The sequence below is a fragment of the Nereida ignava genome (genome assembly GCF_047114695.1).
In the GTDB taxonomy this organism is placed as follows: domain Bacteria; phylum Pseudomonadota; class Alphaproteobacteria; order Rhodobacterales; family Rhodobacteraceae; genus Nereida; species Nereida ignava.
In genome coordinates this window covers 363,895-388,573 of the sequence record NZ_CP112885.1, presented here as the reverse complement: position 1 = coordinate 388,573, position 24,679 = coordinate 363,895, and the positions used below count along the sequence as shown (strand labels likewise).

Annotated in this window: 27 protein-coding genes; 8 read left to right on the top strand and 19 right to left on the bottom strand. The window is 50.6% G+C overall.

Going from position 1 to position 24,679, the window contains the following annotated elements; translation table 11 throughout:
- Nucleotides 1–8: 8 nt before the first annotated feature.
- Genes OLX08_RS01855 through OLX08_RS01845 form a run of 3 tightly spaced genes read left to right on the top strand, consistent with a single transcriptional unit; the run spans nucleotide 9 to nucleotide 2,712 of the window.
- A complete protein-coding gene (locus OLX08_RS01855; protein ID WP_391482125.1) occupies nucleotides 9–878 on the top strand; it encodes an ABC transporter permease in 870 nt (289 codons plus the stop codon).
- Entirely contained in the window at nucleotides 875–1,666 is a 792-nt protein-coding gene (locus tag OLX08_RS01850; protein ID WP_391482124.1) for an ABC transporter permease, read from the top strand. Before OLX08_RS01855 ends, OLX08_RS01850 begins: the two co-directional genes overlap by 4 nt.
- Nucleotides 1,663–2,712, top strand: a complete 1,050-nt coding sequence (locus OLX08_RS01845; RefSeq protein WP_391482123.1) for an ABC transporter ATP-binding protein — start codon at nucleotides 1,663–1,665, stop codon at nucleotides 2,710–2,712. Before OLX08_RS01850 ends, OLX08_RS01845 begins: the two co-directional genes overlap by 4 nt.
- 3 nt (nucleotides 2,713–2,715) lie before the next feature.
- Here OLX08_RS01845 and ppk2 read toward each other — a convergent pair whose 3' ends face one another.
- From ppk2 to OLX08_RS01790, 11 genes are all read right to left on the bottom strand, one after another.
- Nucleotides 2,716–3,591 (bottom strand): polyphosphate kinase 2, encoded by an 876-nt coding sequence (ppk2, locus tag OLX08_RS01840; protein WP_391482122.1) that lies wholly within the window; start codon nucleotides 3,589–3,591, stop codon nucleotides 2,716–2,718.
- A 57-nt stretch (nucleotides 3,592–3,648) separates the two neighbouring features.
- Nucleotides 3,649–4,653 carry an alpha/beta fold hydrolase gene (locus OLX08_RS01835; protein WP_391482121.1) on the bottom strand — a complete coding sequence of 335 codons (1,005 nt, stop codon included), beginning with the start codon at nucleotides 4,651–4,653 and terminating at the stop codon, nucleotides 3,649–3,651.
- Nucleotides 4,604–5,518, bottom strand: coding sequence for a homoserine O-acetyltransferase MetA (gene metA, locus OLX08_RS01830; RefSeq protein ID WP_391482120.1), 915 nt, complete (start codon nucleotides 5,516–5,518; stop codon nucleotides 4,604–4,606). Before metA ends, OLX08_RS01835 begins: the two co-directional genes overlap by 50 nt.
- 16 nt (nucleotides 5,519–5,534) lie before the next feature.
- Complete coding sequence (locus tag OLX08_RS01825; RefSeq protein WP_391482119.1) at nucleotides 5,535–6,386, bottom strand: ATPase; 852 nt, start codon at nucleotides 6,384–6,386, stop codon at nucleotides 5,535–5,537.
- A 147-nt stretch (nucleotides 6,387–6,533) separates the two neighbouring features.
- Nucleotides 6,534–7,607 (bottom strand): OmpP1/FadL family transporter, encoded by a 1,074-nt coding sequence (locus OLX08_RS01820; protein ID WP_391482118.1) that lies wholly within the window; start codon nucleotides 7,605–7,607, stop codon nucleotides 6,534–6,536.
- A gap of 131 nt (nucleotides 7,608–7,738) precedes the next feature.
- Complete coding sequence (locus OLX08_RS01815; RefSeq protein ID WP_391482117.1) at nucleotides 7,739–8,605, bottom strand: DMT family transporter; 867 nt, start codon at nucleotides 8,603–8,605, stop codon at nucleotides 7,739–7,741.
- Nucleotides 8,606–8,930: 325 nt separating this feature from the next.
- Complete coding sequence (locus OLX08_RS01810; RefSeq protein ID WP_391482116.1) at nucleotides 8,931–9,209, bottom strand: DUF6552 family protein; 279 nt, start codon at nucleotides 9,207–9,209, stop codon at nucleotides 8,931–8,933.
- 190 nt (nucleotides 9,210–9,399) lie between these two features.
- Complete coding sequence (locus tag OLX08_RS01805; RefSeq protein WP_391482115.1) at nucleotides 9,400–10,089, bottom strand: hypothetical protein; 690 nt, start codon at nucleotides 10,087–10,089, stop codon at nucleotides 9,400–9,402.
- Nucleotides 10,090–10,104: 15 nt separating this feature from the next.
- Nucleotides 10,105–10,275, bottom strand: a complete 171-nt coding sequence (locus OLX08_RS01800) for a hypothetical protein (protein ID WP_391482114.1) — start codon at nucleotides 10,273–10,275, stop codon at nucleotides 10,105–10,107.
- 196 nt (nucleotides 10,276–10,471) lie between these two features.
- Complete coding sequence (locus OLX08_RS01795; RefSeq protein ID WP_391482113.1) at nucleotides 10,472–10,792, bottom strand: hypothetical protein; 321 nt, start codon at nucleotides 10,790–10,792, stop codon at nucleotides 10,472–10,474.
- 154 nt (nucleotides 10,793–10,946) lie between these two features.
- A complete protein-coding gene (locus OLX08_RS01790) occupies nucleotides 10,947–11,261 on the bottom strand; it encodes a DUF6626 family protein (RefSeq protein ID WP_391482112.1) in 315 nt (104 codons plus the stop codon).
- Nucleotides 11,262–12,095: 834 nt separating this feature from the next.
- On the opposite strand from OLX08_RS01790, the gene OLX08_RS01785 reads away from it, so the two are divergent.
- Nucleotides 12,096–12,665 carry a tyrosine-type recombinase/integrase gene (locus tag OLX08_RS01785; protein WP_391482111.1) on the top strand — a complete coding sequence of 190 codons (570 nt, stop codon included), beginning with the start codon at nucleotides 12,096–12,098 and terminating at the stop codon, nucleotides 12,663–12,665.
- On the opposite strand, the gene OLX08_RS01780 is transcribed toward OLX08_RS01785, so the two are convergent.
- The gene (locus tag OLX08_RS01780; RefSeq protein WP_391482110.1) at nucleotides 12,662–13,897 is read right to left on the bottom strand and encodes a tyrosine-type recombinase/integrase; all 1,236 of its coding nucleotides are present in this window, start codon (nucleotides 13,895–13,897) and stop codon (nucleotides 12,662–12,664) included. The two genes, OLX08_RS01785 and OLX08_RS01780, sit on opposite strands and share 4 nt — an antisense overlap.
- A 163-nt stretch (nucleotides 13,898–14,060) precedes the next feature.
- Nucleotides 14,061–15,626 (bottom strand): glutamine-hydrolyzing GMP synthase, encoded by a 1,566-nt coding sequence (gene guaA, locus OLX08_RS01775; protein ID WP_391482109.1) that lies wholly within the window; start codon nucleotides 15,624–15,626, stop codon nucleotides 14,061–14,063.
- A gap of 136 nt (nucleotides 15,627–15,762) precedes the next feature.
- Between guaA and OLX08_RS01770 the strand changes: the two genes are divergently transcribed.
- Nucleotides 15,763–17,310 (top strand): trimethylamine methyltransferase family protein, encoded by a 1,548-nt coding sequence (locus tag OLX08_RS01770; protein ID WP_341245607.1) that lies wholly within the window; start codon nucleotides 15,763–15,765, stop codon nucleotides 17,308–17,310.
- Here OLX08_RS01770 and OLX08_RS01765 read toward each other — a convergent pair.
- Entirely contained in the window at nucleotides 17,265–17,633 is a 369-nt protein-coding gene (locus tag OLX08_RS01765) for a DUF6477 family protein (RefSeq protein ID WP_412535661.1), read from the bottom strand. The genes OLX08_RS01770 and OLX08_RS01765 overlap by 46 nt on opposite strands.
- A gap of 233 nt (nucleotides 17,634–17,866) precedes the next feature.
- Between OLX08_RS01765 and OLX08_RS01760 the strand changes: the two genes are divergently transcribed.
- Nucleotides 17,867–18,946 carry a DUF6456 domain-containing protein gene (locus OLX08_RS01760; protein ID WP_391482107.1) on the top strand — a complete coding sequence of 360 codons (1,080 nt, stop codon included), beginning with the start codon at nucleotides 17,867–17,869 and terminating at the stop codon, nucleotides 18,944–18,946.
- 102 nt (nucleotides 18,947–19,048) lie between these two features.
- Complete coding sequence (lipA, locus tag OLX08_RS01755; protein WP_048597568.1) at nucleotides 19,049–20,011, top strand: lipoyl synthase; 963 nt, start codon at nucleotides 19,049–19,051, stop codon at nucleotides 20,009–20,011.
- Nucleotides 20,012–20,026: 15 nt separating this feature from the next.
- Here the strand turns inward: lipA and hpt are convergent, their stop codons facing one another.
- Complete coding sequence (gene hpt / locus OLX08_RS01750; RefSeq protein ID WP_391482106.1) at nucleotides 20,027–20,563, bottom strand: hypoxanthine phosphoribosyltransferase; 537 nt, start codon at nucleotides 20,561–20,563, stop codon at nucleotides 20,027–20,029.
- Nucleotides 20,564–20,636: 73 nt separating this feature from the next.
- On the opposite strand from hpt, the gene OLX08_RS01745 reads away from it, so the two are divergent.
- Nucleotides 20,637–21,083 (top strand): type II toxin-antitoxin system RatA family toxin, encoded by a 447-nt coding sequence (locus OLX08_RS01745; RefSeq protein ID WP_391482105.1) that lies wholly within the window; start codon nucleotides 20,637–20,639, stop codon nucleotides 21,081–21,083.
- Nucleotides 21,084–21,142: 59 nt separating this feature from the next.
- On the opposite strand, the gene OLX08_RS01740 is transcribed toward OLX08_RS01745, so the two are convergent.
- The 4 genes from OLX08_RS01740 to OLX08_RS01725 all read right to left on the bottom strand — a co-directional run bounded on the left by OLX08_RS01740 (nucleotide 21,143) and on the right by OLX08_RS01725 (nucleotide 24,620).
- Nucleotides 21,143–22,324 (bottom strand): ammonium transporter, encoded by a 1,182-nt coding sequence (locus OLX08_RS01740; RefSeq protein WP_391482104.1) that lies wholly within the window; start codon nucleotides 22,322–22,324, stop codon nucleotides 21,143–21,145.
- A 163-nt stretch (nucleotides 22,325–22,487) separates the two neighbouring features.
- The gene (locus OLX08_RS01735; RefSeq protein WP_391482103.1) at nucleotides 22,488–22,973 is read right to left on the bottom strand and encodes a CinA family protein; all 486 of its coding nucleotides are present in this window, start codon (nucleotides 22,971–22,973) and stop codon (nucleotides 22,488–22,490) included.
- On the bottom strand, nucleotides 22,963–23,454 hold the full coding sequence (locus tag OLX08_RS01730) for a phosphatidylglycerophosphatase A (protein ID WP_391482102.1): 492 nt from the start codon (nucleotides 23,452–23,454) through the stop codon (nucleotides 22,963–22,965). Before OLX08_RS01730 ends, OLX08_RS01735 begins: the two co-directional genes overlap by 11 nt.
- Nucleotides 23,451–24,620, bottom strand: coding sequence for a bifunctional 2-C-methyl-D-erythritol 4-phosphate cytidylyltransferase/2-C-methyl-D-erythritol 2,4-cyclodiphosphate synthase (locus OLX08_RS01725; RefSeq protein ID WP_391482101.1), 1,170 nt, complete (start codon nucleotides 24,618–24,620; stop codon nucleotides 23,451–23,453). Before OLX08_RS01725 ends, OLX08_RS01730 begins: the two co-directional genes overlap by 4 nt.
- Nucleotides 24,621–24,679 lie beyond the last annotated feature (59 nt).

The window sequence follows — 24,679 nt, the reverse complement described above, 5'->3', positions numbered from 1 at the left end:
TATAGCCTGTGGCAAATGATGTTTCTCATAATTCCCGTCGGGGGCTTTTACTGGTTAGCCCGCCGTTTTTCACCACTTTGGTGCTGCTTGCGGGGCCGCTCGGGGCAATTATTTTGTTCAGCTTTTGGACACAAGATTACCTGACGCTGAATACTGATTTCACGATCAAAAATTACGTTGAGGCAGCCCAAGATCCGATTTACGGATTGCTACTGGGCCGCTCGCTTTTGGTTGCGGGGGCGGTGACACTGCTGACCGTCATCACAGCTTTTCCGGTGGCTTACTTCATCAGCTTTCATGTGAAGCCGTCGCGCAAATCGCTGTGGCTCTTTTTGATTACGATCCCGTTTTGGACAAGCTACCTGATCCGCGTTTTCCTGTGGAAAGTTGTTCTGGGGTTCAACGGCGTCATTAACTCAGGTTTGATTGAGCTTGGTATCATTGATGCACCAATCACATTTATTTTGTACAATCTAAATGCCGTAATCATCACGCTCGCACATGCCTTTGCACCTTTTGCAATCTTGCCTATTTTCGTGGCCTTGGAAAAGATTGACCGCTCGCTTCTGGAGGCCTCGCGCGACTTGGGGGAAACCCGCGTGGCGACTTTTTTCCGCGTCACGCTTCCACTCGCGATGCCGGGCGTAGTCGCCGCAACACTCATCGTGTTCATTCCCGTCATCGGCGACTATATTACACCGCGCCTTGTTGGGGGACCCGGCGGGTTGATGATCGCGAACATGATCCAAACACAGTTTTTGAAACTCAACAACGCCCCAATGGGCGCAGCGCTCGCCGTGATTTCTATGGTGGCGGTGACCGTAATTGCGACACTGTTTGTCTGGCTAAACCGGCGTTTCCTAAAGGTGCGGTCATGAGGGCATATACTTGGGCTTATCTGATTTTTCTCTACGCACCGATCGTGTTGCTGCCGCTTTTTGCGTTCAATGACAGTACAACAATTGCTTTTCCTTTGCAGGGGTTCACCACCAAGTGGTTTGCGCAACTACCCACTATCCCAGCCCTGACAAGCAGTGTTTGGACCTCCGTTAAAATCGCCTCCATAACAGCAATTTTATCAACACTTCTTGGTGTTTGCGCGGCACGCGCAGCCGTGCGCTATCGCTTTATTGGGAAGCGGCCCATCATGGGCCTGATCATGCTACCACTCGTCTTGCCCGAGATTATTGTCGCTGTTTCACTCTTGGTGGTATTCTTGCAGTTGGGGCTAAGCATAGGGTCATGGTCAGTGATCGCAGGTCACACGTTGATCTGTATGCCATTCGCAATTTCAATTCTAAATTCCAGTTTTCAAAACATTGATCCAGCCCTTGAAGAGGCGTCACTTGATTTAGGCGAGACCCGCTTCAGTACGTTTTACCGCGTGACACTGCCGTTGATCTGGCCCGGACTAATCGCGTCACTGCTTATCTCGTTCACGATCAGTTTGGATGAGTTTATCATCGCCTTTTTCCTAAGCAGTACAGAGCCAACATTACCTGTTTATTTGTGGTCACAGTTGCGCTTTCCAACCAAGTTGCCGGTCGTTATGGCCTTGGGAACGCTGCTTGTATGTCTCTCAATCCTGCTGCTTGCACTGGCTGAAACACTTCGTCGTCGTGGGTTGCGAAAGGCGGGACAGAGCACCGAAGGGGGCTTTTTATGACCATGATTTCGTTATCCGGCGTTAACAAGCATTATGATAGTTACCACGCGCTTAGGAACATAGATTTAGACATTGAAGCAGGGGAGTTCTTCTCTCTGCTTGGTCCATCTGGCTGTGGAAAAACAACGCTGCTGCGCACGATTGCAGGGTTCGAAGATATTGAAAGCGGGACGCTTAAGATTGCCGGTGCTGATATGGCGCAGGTGCCGCCAAACCGCCGACCGACCAATATGGTGTTTCAAAGTTATGCGATTTTCCCGCATTTGAACGTCGCGCAAAACGTGGCGTTTGGTTTACGCAAGTCAGACTTAAGTAAGCCAGAGCAAACTCGTGTCGTCGGTGAAGCCCTTGAAATGGTTGGGCTAAATGGGTTTGGCGCCCGCGCGGCTAACGCTTTGTCTGGCGGGCAACGTCAACGTGTTGCCTTGGCCCGCGCGCTTGTTCTTAAGCCTAAAGTTCTTCTTTTGGACGAGCCGCTTTCCGCGCTAGACAAGAAACTGCGCGAGCAGATGCAGCTTGAACTGCGTCGTCTTCAGCGGCAGGTCGGCATTACATTCATCTTGGTGACCCATGATCAGGAAGAAGCGCTGATCATGAGCGATCGGATCGCCGTCATGTTCGAAGGCCAGATTGCGCAATTGGCTGACCCGCAGACCCTGTACCGTGCGCCGGCCTCACGTAAAGTTGGTGAGTTCATTGGCACTATGAACGTGATGCCCGTTGCGCAAAATGCGGGAAGTTTAGTGATTGCGGGGCTTGGACAGGTGTCCGCCCCAGCGCGAGACACTGTCTCGCACGCTGGTATCAGGCCCGAGACCATGTCCATTCTGTTTCCTGGCGAGCCTGATCGCGACCGTGTTGCAGCCGCTACAATTGCTGATCGGGCTTACTATGGTGATATGACCTACTATGAAGTCGGGCTTGATGGCTTGGACAAGACCCTCACGATTTCGATGAAAAATCTGATGGGGCGCGAGATTCTAGAGATTGGGACACCTGTCCGCATCAGTTGGCGCGAAGACGCATTGGTGTTTTTTGATCAGTAAGTTTTACGCAAGATTTGTCAGTGATGAAGGCGCGCCAATAATCCCTTGGTCAATTGGGCCAATGGCATCATCATCCCGCCCGTCGTACGTCACGCGCGTTAGGATGGTTTGGATTGCTGCGATCCGCGCACGTCGTTTGTCATCGCTACGAACAACTGTCCACGGACACGTGTCAGTATGTGTCCGAGACAGTGTCTCACCAATTGCCTTCGAATAGCTGTCCCATTTCCCAAGACCCTCAACATCGATCCAAGAGAGCTTCCATTGTTTCAAAGGATCAGCCTCGCGGCGCAAAAAACGGCGTAGTTGTTCGGCTCGCCCGACGTTCAGCCAAATTTTGATCAGCTGTATCCCATCGCTCACCATCATATCTTCGAAGTGGGGCGTTTGATCGAACCAAAGCTGTCGCTGCGTAGGGGTGCAAAATTTAAAGACATGCTCGACAACGCCTCGATTATACCAACTACGATCAAAAAACGTCATGCCACCGGCAGTTGGCATATGCTTCACGTAGCGCTGAAAATACCACTCGCCGGCCTCTTTTTCGGTTGGCTTTGCAAGGGCTACGACACGCGCCTGACGGGGATTCAGGTTTTCGCGCAGCCGTTTAATAGTGCCGCCTTTGCCTGCAGCATCACGGCCCTCAAATACAACCGCAACCCGCGCACCGCTTTTCTTGACCCACGACTGCATTTTGACCAGTTCAATTTGTAGCTTGGCCATATGCGCCTCATAGGCTTTCCGCTTTCGGCGCTCATCATATGGGTAGCCTGCATCAAGAATTGCCCCCTTAGCGCTGTTATTGATAGCTTGGCGTATATCCTTCGGCGCATGTTCGCTGAAGAACTGATGCACCGCATCTTTGGAAAAACTTGACATATCAACACCTTCACCGCCAACCTTGATCCACACTATGACAAAGCAAAGCTAATCGCGCTAGGGGGTCTGTCGCAGGCGATCAATTGCAGCAATCACATCCGCGGGATTGGTGTGATGAGGCATGTGTCCAACGCCATTCAGGATTGTGAGACGACTGTTCGGTAATTGAGTATCAAGCACACGCGCATGAATACTGGCTGGTACGATTGTATCCGCGTCGCCATGCAAGATTTCAGTTGGCAGTGTGATGCCAGGATACTGCTTGGACATTTCTACCAAATGCGGGCGTAGCCCAAGAACCTGCCGTGCGTTTGCGCGCATAGAAGCGCGCCGCGTCACCAAAGCACCTCCAATATAATCGTTGTACCCCTCTGGCGGCTCGGCCGGCTCAAATATCGAATTGATTGAGGCATTGATCCGCGCCTCACTTGCAAAAGCTGCAATCAAAGGCGTTGTGATCAAGCCTCCGATCAGGCTGCCATTTACGCGGTAAAATAGATCAAGCGGTCCGGGCCACGGTTCAGTCGCGCCGCTGAGAATAACGATGCCGCTTGGATGATCGGGAAACTCCAACGCCCAAGCCATCGCCACGGCACCACCAAAGCTGTAGCCAAGGATAATTGGATTTTTGACGCCCAACTGATCTGCTGCGGCTTTCAGCATTCGTGCTTGCTGTTGAGGCATCTCCGCGTCCGTGCTCCACGCGCCGGAAAGGGTAGGGTCCGCCCGGTCTGTGTAGCCCAAGCCCGGACGATCCATCACGATAACGCGGTAGCGATCCTTGAGTTGGTCAACAAAATCGAACGTCCAGTCGCGAATGTTGCCAGATGCCCCATGGATCAGGATCAAATCAGGCCCCGTCCCCGTAACCAGCGCATGGACTTGGCGGCCATCCACGTTAACGAATTGGCCAATGGGTGGAAAATTAGCCTCAGCTGCCCGTTCGTTTTTGCGCGCCATGATCCCCACAAAGGCAGAGATCAGAACGACGCAAATCCCAATGGCAAGAAGGCTAAGTCCCAATGTTTTCAATCTCGTAGGGCGTCGTTTGGTAGATTTCATTTATCCAGTTCCCATAAAGAAGATGTGCGTGACTGCGCCAGCGGTTTTGCGGTGCCGCAGCAGGATCATCTTCGGGATAATAGTTAACGGGTACATTGATCGCGGTTCCCTCAGAAACATCGCGATCATATTCTTGTTTTAGGGTGCCGGTATCATACTCAAAATGGTTAAAAATATAGAGCGCGCGGCGTGCGTTATCCTCAACAAGGCACGGTCCAACCGCATCACTTCCCAACAGCGTTTTGAGGCCCGCTTGGTTAATTTCGCCTGCGTCCATCTCTGTCCAGCGGCTCACGGGGATCACGCAATCGTCCGAAAACCCACGCAAATAGGGTGATGCCGCATCAAGGTTTTTATGACGGAAACACCCAAATGCCTTGGCATCAAGAAGGTGCTTTGTGACGCCATGAAAATAGTTAATCATCGCCATTCCGCCCCAGCATACACCAAATGTGGAATGCACGTTGGTCTGGGTCCACTCAAAAACCTCGCGCAACTCATCCCAGTAGGTCACCTCATCAAATTGCAGGTGCTCAATTGGCGCACCAGTAATGATGAGGCCGTCAAACTTCTCGCCTTTGATGTCTTGGAAGGGACGATAAAACGTCTCCATATGCTCGGCGGCGGTGTTTTTGGTCTGGTGCTCGGACATGCGGACAAGTGTCAGCTCAATCTGCAGGGGTGTTGCACCAATCAACCGCGCGAATTGTGTCTCGGTCTGAATTTTCTTTGGCATCAGGTTAAGCAAAGCAATTTTCAGCGGGCGAATATCTTGGCGCGCAGCGACGGTCTCGTCCAGAACGCTCACGCCCTCGCGGGTCAAAATATCGTAGGCGGGAAGATCCGCAGGCAGTTTAATGGGCATTTTCGGGTGTCCTTACCTAAGGCAGCGCAGCGGCGATCAGCTCGCAGAACTCGTCTGCAGACCGGACTTTCATGACATCATTTGCATCAAGCGTAACGCCCCATTTTGCCATTGCTTCATAACGGGGTTGGCGGTGTTCCATCGCGCGCGCATACATCCAGCGGATAAAGTCATCTGGATTAACTTCACTCTCTACTATGTTGCTTTCAATTAAATAAGTTTCCCAACAATCAGTGGTGAATTCTGTGTCATAGCACATTGGCTTGGGTGACCTGTCAAAGCGTTCTACCAATGATTGGCTATGGGCATCGCTGCCTTTAATCCAGACGAGAAGTGCGTTTTTGGCCAAAGCGTTCAAGATCGGATCGTTAGGATTTTCGGCATCGACCCACTCACAAATAGAGCCGCCCGTGTCGCAGACAAAATTATCGTAGCCGTAGATGTCCTCGGCGCGCTCCATAAATTCATTTGTGTCGAGCAGGGCTTGGGTCTCAGCCGCCTCAAACTGTTTTTGACGCTTCATATAGGCATCAAAGCTCAGGCCACCCTGCGCCTCGTTTCCGGGTTTTCCGGTATATGCTGCAACAGCAGTCAGGTCGTGATCGTGAATATTCGGCGCAATATGGATTGCATCAGCCAGAAGCATTTCCCGCAAGAACGGGACTTTCATCGCTTCGCGCTTACAATTATCCGCAATCGGTTCGGCCATGTAACGGGTGCCGATCCGGTAATCGATAGAGTAGTGAAACCATGTGCCGGTCTGCTGAAGCATCTCGGAGACATAGGTTTTGCCCAAGCCAGACATCGCAAACAAAACGATCCTCTTGTGCGGAGCATCGCGCCATTCTTGTGCTGAACTGTAGAGCATGGGCTGCGCCCCTTCGAAAAATCTGCATGGAGACTTGAGATAGCCCTACAAAGGCACCGGTGCAAGGCAGCGCTTTGGAGCGTAGATAAAGAAAACCCCGCCACTTCGGATGAAGGGCGGGGCGGGGATAGCGTGAGTTAGCTAAGTTTAGAAGTTATAGCCAAGGCGAAGGCCAAAGCCCACGACGCTTGCATCGCGATATTGGAATGCACCCACGTCCTGATCTCCAAGTTTACCGTAAGAAACGCCGGCTGTGAGCTTCATGTTACCTTCAGTGTAAGTAGCTGCTAAGCCAATGGTGTCAGAGCCGTTGGTTGGTGCGAGAGGTGTAGTCCCAGGACGGGCTCCAGCTTCGCCTTTGCTATAAGTTGCAGCAACTGAATATTTTTCGGACAATTGGCGCCCAAGACCGACCGAGTAATCTAGCGTATCGTTTGTGAAAGTCACAAAATTTACACCTTCAGTTGTTGTCAGATTGAAGCCATCGTATTTAGCATAGCGCATGGTCCCAAACAGAAGCGTGTCAGCAGCAATCCCGGTCTGAAATTCTACGTTAATACTTTCGGGTGTTGTGACGTTGAAATTATCAATCGCTCCAGTTAGATTTTGGGGTGTAACCAACGTACCAGCCATGTCATTATCGATTTCACCATTATAGGTGATAGCAATTCGCATGGCGATGTCTGATCGTTCATAAGCGACACCTGCAACGTAGCCCCAATTGCGATCATTAGATGCTGTTAGAATGCCTTGGTCATTTATGACGTGACCGTCGACTGAAAGGCCGCGTATGCCCGCGTGGACGCTGAAGTTTTCATTAATTTTATAACGCAGCAGGCCAGTAATTGCTTGAGTGGAAAGATCGGCTTGGGGAGCTGGGCTTACTCCAGGGGCGGCATCTAGTGCCGTGCCCGTGTAGTCGACTTCGACACCGAAAGGTGCGTCTACAATGACACCAAAACTCAATTTCTCGGATAGGTCTGATTTAATAGCGAAAGATGATGAGATATAGGTCGGCAAAATGGTATCTGCGGAAGACGCCCCAGCACTAAACGTCGTCGTCGGGTCAACCTTGCCAATGCTTAGCTGAACATAGCTGCCTGTTTCACCGCCGGCTTCAAATAACGGTCCGATAAATTGGTTGGAACGGTCAATGCCACCCGCCGCTGCAAGTGAGGTCGTGGCCAGAAGTACTGCGCCTGCTGTTGTTAGCTTATTCATTATCTCTTCCCTGAATGAACTTTGGTTTAAACCTGCTTAATTTGTTAGCAGGCAAGCGGTTTTCCGCGCAATTGTTACGCGGCGTTAATCAGGGGGTCCAGCATATTGACGCGGGTTGCGTGAATATTTTTCTAAGTGCGTGAATTCCGCGTCTCAGCCCAAATATTTGTGTAATTCGCCCCAAAGATGATTGCAGCGCCAACAAACACCCAAGGGTCCAAATGCTCACCGAATAAGATCATCGCCAAGACTGCAATAAGAGGCAGGCGCAGGAAATCAATCGGCACCACCAGCATTGCAGGTGCTAGTGACAGCGCCTGAACCAAACATGCATGCGCCAGCAACCCTGCGAAACCGATGATGAGTATGAACGGTGTCATAGCGAGGGAAGGGCCTGCGATATCACCGTCGATCCCTGCGCAGATTATGCCAAAGACTGCTTGTAGGCCGACCAACCACGTCAGGATTGTCAGTGTCGACTGATCGGCTGTCAGCTTTCGAGTGAATAGGATAGAGCCTGCGAAGAAAATCGCCGAACTCGCCGCAGTTAAAGTACCCACCGAGATGCTGCCCATCGTGGGGCGTGTGACGATCAGAACACCCAAAAAACCAATGAGCGCGACGAGGATGCGTACCCGCGTCAGGCGTTCACTTAAAAGTAGAGGCGACAGGATGAGCACCCACAGCGGCGTCGTGAATTCTAGCGCAAAAAGCTGGGCGAGGGGGATCAGCGTTAGCGCATAAAACCAAAGGTTCTGTCCCGTAAAATGACAAATGTTGCGAATAAGATGGAGGCCGAACCGATCTGTTTGAATGCGCCGCACCCCGCCAGATGCAAAAATGATCGTCGCCATGACAATAACGCCGACGAGGCTGCGATACGTCATGATCTCAAACGTATCCAAATCCACAGAGACAACCCGGCCAGCCAACGCCATGGCCGAAAAGCTGACGACGGCGCCAAGCATCCAAATGCAGGCTTTCAGTTGCGATGTCATCTGAGCCACTGCCGATCAGACATCATGCCCACCGGAACATCCCAATTATACCAGCGCTCGCGTAGAAAAATTGCAGTAGCAACATGGCTCTGTGATTGCACAAAAAGGCCCACAAGCCGATAGAAAATGACGAGATTAGTAGCAAACTAAAGCCCCAAAATTCATAGCCAGAATTTGATGCCACCAACAATGAGTATGCAATCGCAGTAGTGACGCCAAACCATTCGAGTGCTTTTTCTTTTGTCATCTGGTTGTCCTATGAAAATCTTAACCACGCATAACGCCGACGCGCTGCAAGAGGTAGCTTTGTTCACGGAGCCGAAAGCTAAGCGTTCAAGTACCCTGCGGCGAGCGAAATGAATGCGCCGACATGAACAACCATTATGGCGCGGTCTTTCCACATCACTCCGACTGCAAACCACAAGAAAATGCCGGCGAAGAAAAAGAAGATGTTATAGGGCACCATATTGAGGCCCGTTAAGCCGTAGCCGATCAGCTGGATGATGGTTGCAATCCACTTGACCGTGTCCACGTAGCGGCCTTGGATTTTCTCCGCGGGTGGGAGTTCGATCAGCGGCTCAACCGATGGTGCGTCTGGGGTCATTCCCACTCAGTAGTAACTTTGATTTTTTTCAGTTTATTATCAATTACTTACATCATCCTCATAGAGCTTGTGTAACTTGTGTGTAACTCCACACCCAATCTGCACGCTAGTCCTAGACTTGTATAACTGTTACAATTCAAGAGTTCACGCAATCCTTTGTTACACAATGCATCGCATAATTCTGTGAGCTTCAAATCTTAGTATTGCGAATGGCAAATAAATAAGCCTCTAAATTCATATTACCTTTTTTACCCACAGTCCAACTGATAGCTACCTTGTCCTCAAACCACTTGGTTATGATGTATGGAAATGCAATAGGACGAACACCAAACGGATCCATCTTAGAAGCACCTGTTGGAGAGTGTGCTTCTGTATGCTCAATAATTAGAATTCCGTCGTTGTTCAATTGATCAAGCCATACTGTTAAAGCTTCCCGAGGCTTCCAGGATTGATCTAAAGAATTGGTATAAATTACATCAAAGCGCTTCAGCCAGTCACTATTCACATCGTGAAAGTCCCATTCTACTAAGCCATAGTCAGATGCCGTATCGGAAATATCTGTTCCCAATATTTCAGCATCTGGTAAGAATTTTTTCAGGCACTGCACCTCATAGCCGTTGCGGGAGCCATGGCACAGAATGCGTAAATTTTTTCTTTCTGATCCTAACTTATTGTGCGCTATTTCTACGACTCGTTTGAGAGTGACGTCATCCGCCCAAATATTGTTAATTTTAATTTTATTAAATTTAATTTGGGTTTCTTTATACTCCTCATAACTTGCGTACTCATGAATAACAAAGTCTTGTAGTCTCGCAGAAGGCACTACTTCGTGTCCAATCTGTCGTACCAGATTTTGGATCGAGTTAATTAAATCGTTCAACTTTATTTCCATTGTTTACTTCCGTCCTTTAGCAAGAGATCCCTTAAGCATGCCAGCAGTAAAGCCAAACTCTTTGCAAAGCCGCTTTACCTCTTTCAGTGCGTTAGCACGTTCGTTCTTCTTCGCTTCAACCATCTGCTGCTGAATTACTTCCATTTCAGCTTTCAATTCGTCATAAGATTTCATCTCACACCTCCATAGGTTAAGTATCAGTCTTATATTATAGATTTGTTAAAAGGATGAACAGCACGTTTCTCCTACGCTTGCTGTAACATGTTGCATTGTCACGAATAGTATTTGGACAGCGTCTCACTATGCCAGTCAGTCGTACTGTCAACCTTACAGTCAAACAGCTACAAACCATGTACTTTTGACTGGTTTCCTAACGCTTTTTTCTGTCGTCTTGTTGATTTGCTAACGGTGGTTGTGGACGAATAGGTGTGAAGTCTGTTCGTTCTGTGTCTTTTGGTGTCGTCTGTTGCTGTGGTTGTTGCGTGACTATCTTTGTCTTTGGAACAGCGACAGTACGTGTGACTGTCTTTGTTTCTGGTTTTGCCATCTTTTTAGCAAGTGCTACCACACTGCTGCTTGTGCCTAGCATCAATTCAAGTGCTGCCCACTTTGTCTCGTCGTCTACTCGTTCAATCTCACCACGTATCGCGTTCAATGCTTGCTGTATGTCTTGTAAAGCGCTCTTGTTCATACTGTTATTTAGCAACTAGTGATGAGTACCGAGTGTATTTCTTCACCTCACTTCTGTAAGTACTTCACCGCAGAAGACCGCTGCACGAAATTTTCACGCTTAAAGCCCAATTTCGGATGACGAGATTGTTGACGTGAAGCTACAGTACTAGTTGTCAAACCCTCACCTCGTCTTTCCACCACCCCACAGCATCTGTATTAATCTGCTTGTGACACTGTTCGCTCAGTTCAATAAAACGCTTGCCAAGCTGCGTATGCTGTTCTGTCGCCGTCATACAGCGTCCGTAGTGCTGTAATTTGCTCGCACATATAGCTAATGTACCCACACTTGGTTTAACACGCTTAAAACGTAGCGTGCGCATGTAGCATTCGCTTCTGCATAACCAATCTTTACTAAATTCGCTTTCGCTTCTCACAGCGCCAATCTGCTGCAATAACTCAAATACATCGTTTAGTACCGTCTTCTGCATCAATCATTCCTCCGTTGATAAATAACTACATGCACAGCTAGTTACTGTGTATTTACCAACAGAACATTAAGTGTAGGAAAAACGTGCAATTTACAGAACGACTTAAATTAGACGGTGCAAAGTGGGTACGTAGTCAGAACTTTTGGCTATTTGGTACTGCTACGTTCAAAGACGGCAGTCACATATATGATAACGATGCTATATCTGACGCTAAGCACTTCTTCAACATGCTTGATAGGCAGATACTGGAACGCAAAGACACATCACAAGGCAAACGACTTGATAGGCTAGTTTTCTTAGAACATGGACGCTTAGGCGCAAATACGCACATACACTTTTTCATCAAAGGCACACACCTAAGGCAATACAAGACTATAAAGCAATATGCACCAAAGATTTGGCAAGAACGGGTAGCAAAGGCACGCAATCTAATACTCAAAGACAATATTGGACTTGATGACACTCGCAGCGAATACTGTTGGAAGGAGATTAAATCTTTTCAACGTGACGTTCTGCTAACTGAGTGCTGTCACTTGTCAAAGTCTTAGCAATACTCAAACCTAACAAAGGCGATGCTTATACTCGGTTTGTCTGCTTGGATGTAACTGCTGCACGTTTAGACGTGGTGGCTTGTTATCGTTATGACTAATCAATCAACTCAAACTAATCACACTAGAAACAACACAAAGAAACATAAGAAAACAACGAATAACTTACATTTCTACGTAAGTCTTTGAAGTATGGAAGGAATTAACATAGCACTTATTGGTTGCTCAAATAGAACATCAGAAATTACGCTATATGCACGAAAACATTACATTTAGGCGGTGGCATATGGCACAAGCAAAGACACTTAATAAAACAGAACTCAAGCAGCTGCTAGACGTAACAAATTCGTGCAGTCGTTATCCACTGCGTGACACTACGATGCTGTTGTTTACGCATTTATGTGGTTTACGTGTTGGTGAAGTAGCCACACTGCGATTTGATGACGTGCTTGATTCAAACGACACGGTACGAGACGAAATGACACTTGATGCTGTACGTACCAAGTCCAAACGAGCACGTAAGATATTTCTACCCAAACAGATGCAACATCAGCTACAAGCATACGTTAGAAGCGTTGCTAAGCGCCCACAGCACGGTTATTTGTTTTCTACGCAAAAGAGTGCGCGATTTGGTGCAAACACTGCGACACAGCATCTACAACGCTTGTATGCACGTGCTGGAATTGCTGGCGCTACGTCACACAGTGGCAGACGTACTTGGTTAACAACCTTAAGCCAAAAGGGAGTTAGCGTGTTTGTGCTGGCAGATATGGCTGGACATCGTAGCATTCAGACAACACAGAGATACGTAACAGTTAACGACGAGATGAAGCGCAACGCTGCTGAGTTGATTTAGAGAACTTCAATAGTGCCATCCTCTCTTCGTCTGTAGTCAGCTACAGCGTTAGTCAAACGTATTTCATCGTTAAGGTGGTAATAAGTCTTTTCAATCTGCGCCACGCTTGTGCCACACATATCTGCTATCTGTCTAAACGTTAATCCACTCATAATACGCTGTGTAATCATAAAGTGACGTAGGCTGTAAGGGACTAAGTCACGCACTTCTCTATCAGTAATATCAGCTAACTCAATTATCTTGTGCCAGTGGTAAAGCAGCGTACGCTTGCTTAGTTCATTCTCATTGTCGACTGTAAAGATTAACTCGTCAGCACTCTTAGGCTTAGCGATTTCACGTAAGCGTTCAAAGTACTGTCCATTACGACACAAGAAAGTACGACTAGTACGTACTTTACTTGTCTCAGCACGAACGTGGATACGTGCTAGCTTCTGTTCTTCGCCATTTACTTTGTGCTGTTCTATCTGCACGTCACTCCAACGTAGCTGTCGCTGTTCACCAACACGTAAACCACTGTTAGCTGCGATTAGAACGTAGTTCTGCACGATTTTTCGCACTCTTAGTTCTGCGTCATCTAGCTTGTTGAGTTTGGCAGTGTAGGTACGCATAGCACGATACAGTGCTTCGTATTCGTCATTAGTCAGCGTTGCACGACGAATAGCTTCATTGCCTTTATCCAAGCGTGGTAGCTTCTTAAAGTCGAAGCCATCTATGTGTGTTTCGCCGTTCTTGTGCAGCCACTTCATCAGCGCATTAATTGTGCTTTGTTCGTTCTGCACAGTGACTTGTTTGACGTTGCCATTAGTGGCTTTGTGACGATGGTAGAAGTAGTTTTCGCAGTCAGTGCGTTCTAGTTCTTTCAGCTTAGTATCTTTACCAATGAAGCTAAGAAAGTGCTGTAGATGCGTTGCGATTGTTGTGTGTCGTCCTTTGACTATGTGTCCAAGTTCAACGTCACGCATACGGAACGACAAGTACTTCTCCACACCCTCTTTTGTGGTGATTGAAAAGTAGCTTTTGCCTTGTTGCAGATTAGCGTAAATCTCTAAGTACGCAGCTTTACCCTTTTCTATTGCAGTAGCTTCACTGCGTGTGCGTAGGCTTTTACGTGCGTATTTGTTTTCTTTTGGCAACCACATACGAAACTGCCAATACTCACCTCGCTTGTAGATACAAGCTTCGTCAAATATTGCTATTTCGCCTTCAGCAAATTGCTGTTTCTTCAGTGCCAAATCTTAGTCTCTGAGTTACTACGAGTTTCAGTAGTCACACGTTTGTGCAACATTTTGTGTAACTGTATGAAAAAAGACTAAGGAAATCAACGACTGATTTGTGACTGTGAAAGTAATGTGTAAGTAATAAATTTTGATAAATCAATGACTTGCACTAGAAAAACTACTCCCATTCAATTGTTCCCGGAGGCTTGGAGGTAATATCGTAGGTCACGCGGTTGATGCCTTTGATTTCGTTGATAATCCGTGTCGCCGTTTCACCAAGAAATTCATGGCTAAACGGGTAGTAGTCGGCGGTCATGCCGTCGACAGACGTTACTGCCCGCAACGCGCAGGCGAAGTCATATGTCCGCCCGTCGCCCATGACGCCCACGGTTCGAACGGGCAGGATCGCGACAAACGCTTGCCATATCTCATCATAAAGGCCGTGTTTGCGGATCTGGTCGATGTAGACCGCATCGGCTTCACGCAAGATTTCAAGCTTTTCGCGGGTGATTTCGCCGGGACAACGGATGGCAAGGCCTGGCCCCGGGAAGGGGTGACGGCCGATAAAGCTTTTAGGCAAACCAAGTTCGGCACCAAGTGCGCGGACTTCGTCTTTGAACAACTCGCGAAGTGGTTCGACCAGCTTGAGGCCCATCTTTTCGGGAAGGCCCCCAACATTGTGGTGCGATTTGATCGTCACGCTTGGGCCGCCACTAAATGAGACGCTTTCAATCACATCCGGATAGAGCGTTCCTTGGGCCAGAAATTCTGCGCCCTCAATGCTGTCTGCGTGTTTCTGAAACACATCGATAAACAGCTTTCCAATAATTTTTCTTTTGGTTTCAGGGTCACTTACACCGTCAAGTTCACCTAAAAACAGTTCCTGTTCATCGGCGTGGATGAGCTTCATGTTGTAGTTGTCGCGGAACATGGTCACGACTTCTTCGGCCTCACCTTTGCGCAAGAGCCCGTGATCAACAAAAACACATGTCAACTGATCCCCGATAGCCTCATGCAGCAAAACGGCCGCGACAGAACTGTCCACACCGCCGGACAAACCGCAAATTACGTTCTTATCGCCAACTTGCTCTCTGATCGCGGCAATGGCTTGTTCGCGGTACGCGCCCATTGTCCAGTCGCCGGTGAAGCCCGCCATTTCAACGAAGTTTTTGTAGAGAGCCGCTCCGTTGGGAGTATGGTGAACCTCGGGGTGAAATTGAACCGCGTAAAAATTACGCGATAAATCTGCCGTAATTGCAAAAGGCGCATTAGGCGATGTGCCGTAGACATCAAAGCCCGGGGCAATGGCGGACACGTGATCACCGTGGCTCATCCAGACTTGCTCTTTGCCCTCGGCAAACCACCCCTCAAGCAACTTGAGACGGGTGTCCGCGGGGGTTACAAATGCGCGGCCAAACTCGGCAGTTCCGTGACCAGTGTCAACTCTGCCGCCCAACATGTGCATCATGACTTGTTGACCGTAGCAAATGCCAAGGATCGGCACACCCATGTCGAACACAGAGGCCGGCGGGCGCGGCGAGCCTTCGCGGGTTACACTGTCCGGTCCCCCTGACAAAATGACCGCTTTTGGCTCGAAATCCGCCAAAAAGCTGTCCGTCACGTTCTGATAGGGGTGAATTTCGCAATACACACTGAGCTCGCGCAGGCGGCGGGCGATCAGTTGCGTAACTTGGCTGCCAAAGTCAATGATGAGAAGGCGTTCGTGGGGCATGTTCTGAGTCATGGACGTTGATTATGCGCGAGTTGTGTCTGTGGCAAGAGAACATGTCGTTTTTACGCCAGAAGGGGCGGATATGGTGGCGGCGAACATCTGTCCGCGCACTAGGTTACCGCTCAAACGAACACAAAAGGGGCTCAAAATGTCTGATACAGCAACAACTACACGCCGTGCACGTGGTGGCGGAGGCGCTGCGCGACGTGCGGCGCGGACGGCTGTCTCATTTGATACGGCCAAGTATATCGAGCGTAACATCCCTAATTTTGAACTTTTGAGTGACGAAGCGCTTAGCATCATCGAGGAAAACGCGGAAACCTTGCTTGAAGAAGTAGGGGTGGCGTTTGTTGATTCCCCTGAAAGCCTTGAGCGTTGGAAGGCTGCTGGCGCATCCGTTGACGGCGAACGCGTTCGGATACCGCGTGGATTGGCCCGTAAGCTATGCAGCACTGCGCCCTCGAAGTTCACCCAACACGCCCGCAACCCCGAGCGTAACGTTGAGATTGGCGGCAATACCCTAGTGACGGCACCTGTCTACGGCCCTCCGTTCGTGCGCGACAAAGATGGCGGCCGCCGCTACGCAACGATGGATGACTTCGTTAAATTCGTGAAACTTGGCTATATGTCGAAATGGCTTCACCACTCTGGCGGTACGGTTTGTGAGCCAACAGATGTGCCTGTGAACAAGCGCCACCTCGATATGCTACTTACGCATATGCTGTACTCGGATAAGCCGTTCATGGGGTCCGTGACCGAACCGAGCCGTGCGCAAGACAGTGTTGAGATGTGTGAAATTCTGTTTGGCAAAGAGTTTGTCCAAGAGAACACAGTGATGACGTCGCTCATCAACATTAACAGCCCCATGACGTTCGATTCGATAATGATGGGGGCGCTTGAAGTCTACGCCAAGAATAACCAAGCCTGCATTATTTCACCGTTCATCGTGGGCGGCGCCATGGCGCCAGTGTCTGTCATGGGCACGTTGACGCAGGTTTTGGCCGAAGTGATGGCCGGTATTGCCTACAGCCAGATCATCCGCCCCGGTGCGCCAGTTATTTTCGGCACATTTGTGACATCGATCGACATGAACTCGGGCGCGCCCACATTTGGCACCCCTGAAGCAAGCCAGATTTTGTACGGCGCAGGCCAACTTGCCCGCCGCATGGGGCTTCCGTTCCGATCGGGTGGCGGGCTTTGTGCCTCAAAGCTCCCCGATGCGCAGGCGGCTTATGAGACAGCAAACACGCTGAACGCAGCGCTGATGGGCGGTGTTAACTTTATGCTCCACTCATGCGGTTGGCTCGAAGGTGGCCTTGTTGCATCATTCGAGAAATTCGTGATGGACGCAGATCAGCTCGGGACGTTGCACAAAATGGCCGCAGGTGTGGCCCATGATGAAAACGCCCAAGCAATGGGGGCGATCCGTGAAGTAGGCCCCGGCGGTCACTATCTTGGGTGCGACCACACGCAAGAGAATTTCAAATCCGCGTTCTGGAAGTCCGATGTGTTTGACTACCGTCCGTTCGAAACATGGGATGAGGACGGCGCGAAAGACACCCAATATCTTGCATCGCAACGGGTTACAAAGATGCTGAGCGACTACCAGCAGCCGCAGATCAACCCCGAGATCAAGACTGCCTTGGAGGCCTATGTGGCTGAGAAAAAGGCATCCATGCCTGACGCGTTTATGTAGGCTTTTGTGTTAACCAATTTGAGGCGGTCTTCGCAGACTGTTTCTTTATTCTGAACAATGGCCGCCTCAATCAAGAGCGCGGCCATTATCATGACATGGCGCGATGGTTGGTAATTTGCGTTATGCGCTTTGCGCTGTTCGTTGAGTTGTTCTTCTGCTGCCATGAGGCGGGCAAATGCTTTTTCGCCAGTCACAGCAGGCTCGTTTTTCAAAAGCTCAGAGAGTAGTTTTTCACGATTACAAAGGTTTTTTGCGTTTCTTGCTGCGGCCAAAAGCAATTTGGGGCGTTTGATGCGGCTGAGTGTTCGTAGGGCTTGGGTCATAATGGTCTCCATGATCGTAACAGTCATTCAATTTACTAAACTATCATCACACAACCTATCCGGGTGTTGCGTGGAGAATTTATGAGCGCGCGGACCTCTTACCAATTGTTATCAATTTGGAAACAATAATCGAATTGTGGCGATTTTGTTAACGCCTCGGTAATGTTTACACGCTTAAGTTGCATTGCCCTGTGGGTAAATCAGTGGATAGTTTTTGTATAAGGGGAAAGCAAATGTCTAGTGTTACCGTTTCCAAGGTTTCAGGCGCGTTGTTGCAGTCGCTGCCCGATTGGGTGCCGCAATCTGCCCGCAACTACATTCTACACACCGAAAAAGGGTGTTCGATTAGAGAGCTTGCCCGTGATTTGGGCTGCCACGCGTCTACTGTAAGCCGTCAGGTCAAGCGGCTTGAGCGCCGCCGCGAAGACATATTAGTGGACGAGGCGCTGCGGACATTGGGTGCGACGGGGCAGGGTGTGGCGCCAACTGGGCCTTCGGGTCAAAAATCTGCCGACATTGCAGTGCGCGTTGCGGAGGCTGACATCTGTACCGACGAAGCGACAGTGAACCGTGAGGCGCGCCGCATTTTGCGCCGTTTGGTTGAGGCGGGTGCCGTTTTGGCTGTGGCCCGTGACATGGAAAAAGCCGTTGTGGTGCGCACCGGCGCGGACGGGCAAACCACCAGAACGGCGACTTTGGACCGTCCTGTCGCAAATGCAATGGCGCTAAAAGACTGGATTTCGTGCATCACACCTTCACGTATTTCGCGTTACTCTATTACGTGTGCGGGCCGTGCGGCGTTGAAGATGCTGATTGAGGTCGGTGATGATGCAAAGCTAAGCGCGCGGACCGTAACGCAGGTTCATACGTCTGAGACAACTGACCCTCGTCCGGCGCGCTATTCTCTTCGCGAAAGCCCGCTTGTGGTTTTGTCGCGGCGCAAAAGCAAAGACGGTGAGGCGTTCTTATCTGATGAACATGTGTCCGCCGGCGAGCGTCTTCGTGAAGATTTTGAGCTGGCACAGATCGATGTGGGCGCAAATTTTGACTGGCAAGCAGCATTAAGGGCACCAGAAGAACCTACGGCCATAAGTGATGCCCAAAAACGTGTGTTCGCCGCACTCAATGATCTTGGGCCCGGTCTTGGGGATGTTGTGCTGCGCACGTGTTGCTACCTTGAGGGTCTGGAAGCGGCCGAGCGTCGCATGGGGTGGGCTGCGCGTTCTGGCAAAGTGGTATTGCGCATCGCCTTAGAGCGGCTCAAGCGCCATTATGCAGATGTTTACGGCGCACACGGGCGTTTTGTGGGATAGGCTGCCATTCGGTAAACACATAGCAGACAACACCGCGCACCCCCTAGGCATTGGCAAATTGAAGGGCTATATCTCAAATATCTTGATAATTGAGGTAGCTTCATGGCCACGCCCCGCGATCTGAAAATTCCTGCACAGCGCCACCCTGAAAAGCAGCGCCGTGCAGACGCTCCGCAGCCGAAAAAACCGGATTGGATTCGGGTTAAGGCGCCTGTCGGTGAGGGCTACAAGAAAACCCATGAAATTATGCGTGAGCACAAGCTGGTAACCGTTTGTGAAGAAGCTGGTTGTCCCAATGCTGGTGAGTGCTGGAACCAAGGTCACGCCACGATGATGATCATGGGGCAGGTATGTACGCGCGCTTGTACTTTCTGCAACATTGCAACGGGTAAGCCGCCAGAAGCGCTTGATGTGTTTGAACCGGGCCGTGTCGCGGATGCGGTGAAAAAGCTTGGCCTAAACCACGTCGTCATCACTTCCGTTGACCGTGATGATATCGAAGACGGCGGGGCAGAACACTTTGCACAGACAATCCGTGCGATCCGGCGTCAATCACCCAAAACAACGATCGAAATCCTAACGCCAGATTTTATTCGCTGTGATGACAGTGCTTTAGAAGTGGTTGTTAATGCAAAACCTGACGTGTTTAATCATAACCTAGAGACTGTTCCCGGACTTTACCCCGAAGTTCGCCCTGGCGCGCGGTATTTCCATTCGCTGCGTCTATTGCAACGTGTCAAAGAGCTTGATCCGACGATCTTTACCAAGTCGGGTATCATGGTTGGTTTGGGTGAAGACAAGCAAGCGGTCGTTCAAGTGATGGAAGATATGCGCGCGGCTGACATCGATTTCTTGACGATCGGTCAGTACCTCCAGCCAACGCCGAAACACCACGCTGTTGATCGTTTCGTCACACCGGATGAATTCGCATCGTATGAAAAAGCAGCGTATAACAAGGGCTTTTTGATGGTTTCATCAACGCCGCTGACACGATCAAGCTATCATGCGGGTGACGATTTTGCGCGTCTGAAAGCAGCACGTGATAAACGGTTGGCCGGCGCCTGATCCGGCCATTTTCTATCAATCAGTAAATCGTACTTTGCCAATATGGTTAAGGTTGCGATTTCGTTGTGCGTAATCAATGCCGTACCCAACAACAAACTCGTCTGGGATGGCAAAACCAACCCAGTCCGCTGAAATATCCACCTCGCGGCGGCTTTCTTTGTTCAACAGAACGATGCTTCTCATCTTCGCGGGTTTGCGCGCCTGCAGCAGGCCAATGACGTGCTTCATCGTGTAGCCCGTATCAATCAAATCTTCGACGACCAGCACATGACGCGCTTCGATTGCGCCGCGTAAGTCTTTGAGAATGCGTACCTCGCGGCTGCTCTCCATGCCGTTTCCGTAGCTGCTTGCCTCTAAGAAATCGACTTCCACATCAAGGTTCAGCTCACGCACAAGATCAGCAATGAACACAAAACTGCCGCGCAACAGCCCGACAACCACAAGCTTATCAGCGGTAGCGAATTCTGCCTCAATCTCACGGGCAAGTTCCTCAATGCGGGCAGCAATTGCCTTGGCGGTGATCATTGGATCGATAACATATGGACGCGACATATTGGGTAATCCCCTTGATTTTCGCGCGCGAGCATACGACATCTGGCAGGACTGTCATCAACGAAATTGAATCATGCCGACACATACCGACACAAAAATACTGCCATACACTGCGCAGCAAATGTACGATCTGGTCGCGGATGTGGCGTCCTATCCTCAGTTTTTGCCGTGGTGTGCTGCCGCGCGCATCAGAAGTAGGGCGGACCAAGGGGCATCTGAAGTCATGCTTGCGGATCTGGTCATCAGTTTCAAAGTGTTCCGAGAACGTTTTGGCAGCAAAGTGGTTCTGTATCCGGACGATCAAAAAATTGAGACGACCTACATTGATGGCCCATTCAAATATATGGAATCCACATGGAGTTTCAAAGACGTAGAAGGTGGTGTTGAAGTAACTTTCTTCGTAGATTTCGAATTTAAGAACGCCATTCTTCAAGGCATCATTGGCGTTGTGTTTAACGAGGCGATGCAGCGGATTGTGCGCGCGTTTGAGCGCCGCGCTGATGCACTTTACGGCGGCTAGAATGCAAGCGGCCACCCCGAAGGATGGCCGCTGTTCTGTCTAGCAAGTGGGATGCTAAGTTACGACGTTGTATCGTAGGCCCGCTCACCGTGTACTGCCAAATCAAGGCCGGTCTGCTCTGTTTCTTCATCGACACGCAGCGGGGTGATCGCCTTCACGATGTAAACCAAAGCGATTGTGACTACGGTTGTGAAAACGCCCACGATTGCTAGTGATCCAAGTTGCGCAACCCACGCGCCTTGACCAACCAGCGCAATTACGATTGTGCCGAAAATACCGCCCACACCGTGTACCGCGAACACATCGAGCGTGTCGTCAATCTTGAGCGTGTTGCGGACCAAAACAACGGCCTCTTGGCACAAGATGCCAGCAACGCCGCCGATGCAAAGTGCTGTGACTGGATCAACAAAGCCGGACGCGGGAGTGATCGAAGCCAGCCCTGCGATTGTCCCAGTCACGATCCCGACGAGAGAGGCCTTGCCGAACTTGATCTTCTCCCACAGCGCCCATGACAATGAGGCGGCCGCCGCCGAGATATGCGTGACGGTCAACGCCATCGCGGCGCCTCCATCTGCCGCCAGTTGAGATCCACCGTTGAAGCCGAACCAGCCAACCCAAAGCATTGCCGCGCCGATCATGACGTAGCCCGGGTTGTGCGGAGGCTTGCTTTGCTCTTTGCGCGCGCCAAGCATTACCGCAATGATAAGGGCCGCGAGGCCAGCTGTCTCATGGACCACGATGCCACCAGCGAAGTCGCGGGCACCTGTCTCACCAAAGATGCCGCCGTCCGCCAACATACCGCCACCCCAGATCCAGTGAACCACAGGCGCGTAACAAAGCAGCATCCACAGGCCAGAAAAGAGCAGAACAAAGCCAAAGCCGACACGCTCAACATATGCGCCGACAATCAATGCGGGGGTGATGACCGCAAAGGTCATTTGGAACGCAAAGAACAGAACCTCGGGGATGGTGCCGGCCAAAGTGTCTGCGTCGATGCCGGTAAGGAACATCTTGTCCAAACCGCCCCAATAGCCGCTCGTGCCGTTGCCAAAAGCGATGGAATATCCGAAGGCTAGCCACAATACGCTCATTAAACATGCGATTGCGTAGCAGTGCATAAACACGCTCAAAACGTTGCGCGAACGGACCAAGCCGCCGTAAAATAGTGCCAAACCTGGCAATGTCATAAACAGAACCAGCGCCGTCGCGACGATGATCCAAGCTGTATCTGCCCCTACCATGATACCCTCCTAAGGTGATGCTGAGGTGCAGTAAGCATGGGGGTTACGCCCGATAAAGAGGCAGTGCGTGTATGTCTGTGCTTAAATTATCAGCAGGCTGAGTGTGCGTGTTTACTGTGCGGTAACGCAGCCTGTTTGCTTAATTAATGGGCGAAACGCAAAGCTACTGGCTTTCAAAAAACCGTATCAACATACCAAGCGCATGGTCCCGTGCAGCGCACCGGACATGTGTCCGCCCCAATGCGCCAAACTCAATCGTTTCTGTGAGACACGTGTTCGTTATTTCGTCAAAAAGGGCAAAGCAAACGCGCCCCTCGGGTTTGAAGTCAGAGCCACCTGGCCCCGCAATCCCAGTGATTGAGACACTTGTCCGCGCATCAGATCGCGCCACTGCACCCCGCGCCATTTGCTCGGCTACTTCCATGCTGACGGCACCGTGCTGGGCGAGTGTCTCTGGGGTGACGCCAAGCATTATTTCTTTTGCGCTGTTGGCGTAAGTTGTGAACCCACAAATGACCACATCCGAGCTACCAGCAATTTCCGTAAGCGCTGCACTGACCATGCCACCGGTGCAGCTTTCAGCGGTTGCGATCGTACGATTGACGCGCCGTGCCGTCTCAAGGGTTTTGTTGGCCAGTTCAGAGTGCATGGGCGAACCCCGCCAAAACAATTACCCCAACTGCTGCAAAAATACCGGCGATGACATCATCAAGCATCACGCCCCAATGGTCATGTCGGCGGTCTGCCATGCCGACCAACCAAGGTTTCCAAATGTCAAAAAGGCGAAAGAGGGCAAAAGCAGCGATCCATCCGGGCCAAAGTGCCAGCAGATCAGCGCCCGCAGCATGTGCGCCGATTATAACGGGCAAAAGTGCTATCCATTGGCCAATGACCTCGTCGATCACAATAATAGACGGGTCGTGATCGTCACTTCCTTCAGTCATGATTTTCGTGGCCCAAACGCCTTTCGCAAAACCTACAACCAAAGCGACGCCAAAAAGGATGGGCCCGCCGAGCGTAGCGAGCGCCCACCCAAGCGGAAGGGCGGCAAGCGATCCCCATGTGCCTGGGGCAGGGCGCATGTGGCCGACATAGCCCACGGTACCAATCAAATGAGCGAGTTGTTTCATGGTTTGATCAACGTGGCAGTTGCCAGCGCGGCGATGCCTTCACCACGCCCTGTAAATCCGAGTTTTTCGGACGTGGTCGCCTTTACGCTGACCCGCGTAACGTCGAGCCCCATGATCTCGGCCATTTTCTCACGCATTTGCATCGCAACTGGCCCGATCTTTGGAAATTCACAGACCAACGTGCAGTCAACGTTTGAGATAGTATACCCGCGCTCCGTCGCGCGGCTAACGGCGTGGCGCAAAAAGATGTCAGAGGCGGCACCTTTCCATTGCGCCTCACTTGGCGGGAAATGCTGTCCGATATCCCCGTCCGCAAGGGCGCCGTAAATCGCATCGGTCACGGCATGCATACCTACGTCCGCATCCGAATGACCTTGCAATGCACGATCAAAAGGCACTTCAACGCCGCATAGAATTACATGATCACCGTCACCAAAGCGGTGTACATCGTAGCCATTGCCAACGCGAATATCCATGGCAGCCTGTCCTTTCAAAATACGTGCGGCGCGGGCAAAATCTTCGGGCGTCGTCACTTTTATATTGTCTTCTGAACCGGGAACAATCTGAACCGGTATATTTGCCGCGCGGGCAATTTCCACATCGTCAGCCGCATCACCTTTATGGGCAAGATGGGCCTCTAAGAGGGGGGCAAGGTGAAACCCTTGGGGTGTCTGCGCGCGCATTAATTTGCTGCGATCTTGTGTGCCGGACACCTGTCCGTGGTCATGTGTCCAAAGCGCGTCGGTGACCTGAAGGCCCGGTGCAGCACCTTTGGCGGTGTTAAGTGCGGCAATCACTTTATCAATCACAGTATCTGAGATACACGGGCGCGCTACATCATGGATTAGAACCTGATCAAAGCCTTGTTTTTGCGCTTCTTTTAGTCCGCATAGAACAGATGCATTCCGGGTTTCACCACCTGCAGTACGCGTGATCCCATCGAATGAGATACCCTTGATGTCACGGTCAATATCATCTTGATGAAGCACCAGAATGATAGTGGATAGGTGTCCGCAGGCGCGAAAGCGGTCAAGTGTCCATGCTGCAATCGGACGACCTGCAACATACTGCCATTGCTTTGGAATATCACCACCGGCACGGGTTCCACGGCCAGCTGCGACAATAATCGCAGCGGTCTTTGCTTTTGTGTCGTGGGTAGGTGTCATGGGAACAGGATGTATCAATCTTTACGGGTGATACAACTGAAATGGCGCACATTGGAATT

Excerpts from the sequence above, each read along its gene's own strand:
- OLX08_RS01850 (WP_391482124.1), top strand. The coding sequence starts at position 875 with ATGAGGGCATATACTTGGGCTTATCTGATTTTTCTCTACGCACCGATC.
- OLX08_RS01845 (WP_391482123.1), top strand. The coding sequence starts at position 1,663 with ATGACCATGATTTCGTTATCCGGCGTTAACAAGCATTATGATAGTTAC.
- ppk2 (WP_391482122.1), bottom strand. The coding sequence starts at position 3,591 with ATGTCAAGTTTTTCCAAAGATGCGGTGCATCAGTTCTTCAGCGAACAT.
- OLX08_RS01835 (WP_391482121.1), bottom strand. The coding sequence starts at position 4,653 with ATGAAATCTACCAAACGACGCCCTACGAGATTGAAAACATTGGGACTT.
- metA (WP_391482120.1), bottom strand. The coding sequence starts at position 5,518 with ATGCCCATTAAACTGCCTGCGGATCTTCCCGCCTACGATATTTTGACC.
- OLX08_RS01825 (WP_391482119.1), bottom strand. The coding sequence starts at position 6,386 with ATGCTCTACAGTTCAGCACAAGAATGGCGCGATGCTCCGCACAAGAGG.
- OLX08_RS01820 (WP_391482118.1), bottom strand. The coding sequence starts at position 7,607 with ATGAATAAGCTAACAACAGCAGGCGCAGTACTTCTGGCCACGACCTCA.
- OLX08_RS01815 (WP_391482117.1), bottom strand. The coding sequence starts at position 8,605 with ATGACATCGCAACTGAAAGCCTGCATTTGGATGCTTGGCGCCGTCGTC.
- OLX08_RS01810 (WP_391482116.1), bottom strand. The coding sequence starts at position 9,209 with ATGACCCCAGACGCACCATCGGTTGAGCCGCTGATCGAACTCCCACCC.
- OLX08_RS01800 (WP_391482114.1), bottom strand. The coding sequence starts at position 10,275 with ATGAAATCTTATGACGAATTGAAAGCTGAAATGGAAGTAATTCAGCAG.
- OLX08_RS01795 (WP_391482113.1), bottom strand. The coding sequence starts at position 10,792 with ATGAACAAGAGCGCTTTACAAGACATACAGCAAGCATTGAACGCGATA.
- OLX08_RS01790 (WP_391482112.1), bottom strand. The coding sequence starts at position 11,261 with ATGCAGAAGACGGTACTAAACGATGTATTTGAGTTATTGCAGCAGATT.
- OLX08_RS01785 (WP_391482111.1), top strand. The coding sequence starts at position 12,096 with ATGGCACAAGCAAAGACACTTAATAAAACAGAACTCAAGCAGCTGCTA.
- guaA (WP_391482109.1), bottom strand. The coding sequence starts at position 15,626 with ATGACTCAGAACATGCCCCACGAACGCCTTCTCATCATTGACTTTGGC.
- OLX08_RS01770 (WP_341245607.1), top strand. The coding sequence starts at position 15,763 with ATGTCTGATACAGCAACAACTACACGCCGTGCACGTGGTGGCGGAGGC.
- OLX08_RS01765 (WP_412535661.1), bottom strand. The coding sequence starts at position 17,633 with ATGACCCAAGCCCTACGAACACTCAGCCGCATCAAACGCCCCAAATTG.
- OLX08_RS01760 (WP_391482107.1), top strand. The coding sequence starts at position 17,867 with ATGTCTAGTGTTACCGTTTCCAAGGTTTCAGGCGCGTTGTTGCAGTCG.
- lipA (WP_048597568.1), top strand. The coding sequence starts at position 19,049 with ATGGCCACGCCCCGCGATCTGAAAATTCCTGCACAGCGCCACCCTGAA.
- hpt (WP_391482106.1), bottom strand. The coding sequence starts at position 20,563 with ATGTCGCGTCCATATGTTATCGATCCAATGATCACCGCCAAGGCAATT.
- OLX08_RS01745 (WP_391482105.1), top strand. The coding sequence starts at position 20,637 with ATGCCGACACATACCGACACAAAAATACTGCCATACACTGCGCAGCAA.
- OLX08_RS01740 (WP_391482104.1), bottom strand. The coding sequence starts at position 22,324 with ATGGTAGGGGCAGATACAGCTTGGATCATCGTCGCGACGGCGCTGGTT.
- OLX08_RS01735 (WP_391482103.1), bottom strand. The coding sequence starts at position 22,973 with ATGCACTCTGAACTGGCCAACAAAACCCTTGAGACGGCACGGCGCGTC.
- OLX08_RS01730 (WP_391482102.1), bottom strand. The coding sequence starts at position 23,454 with ATGAAACAACTCGCTCATTTGATTGGTACCGTGGGCTATGTCGGCCAC.
- OLX08_RS01725 (WP_391482101.1), bottom strand. The coding sequence starts at position 24,620 with ATGACACCTACCCACGACACAAAAGCAAAGACCGCTGCGATTATTGTC.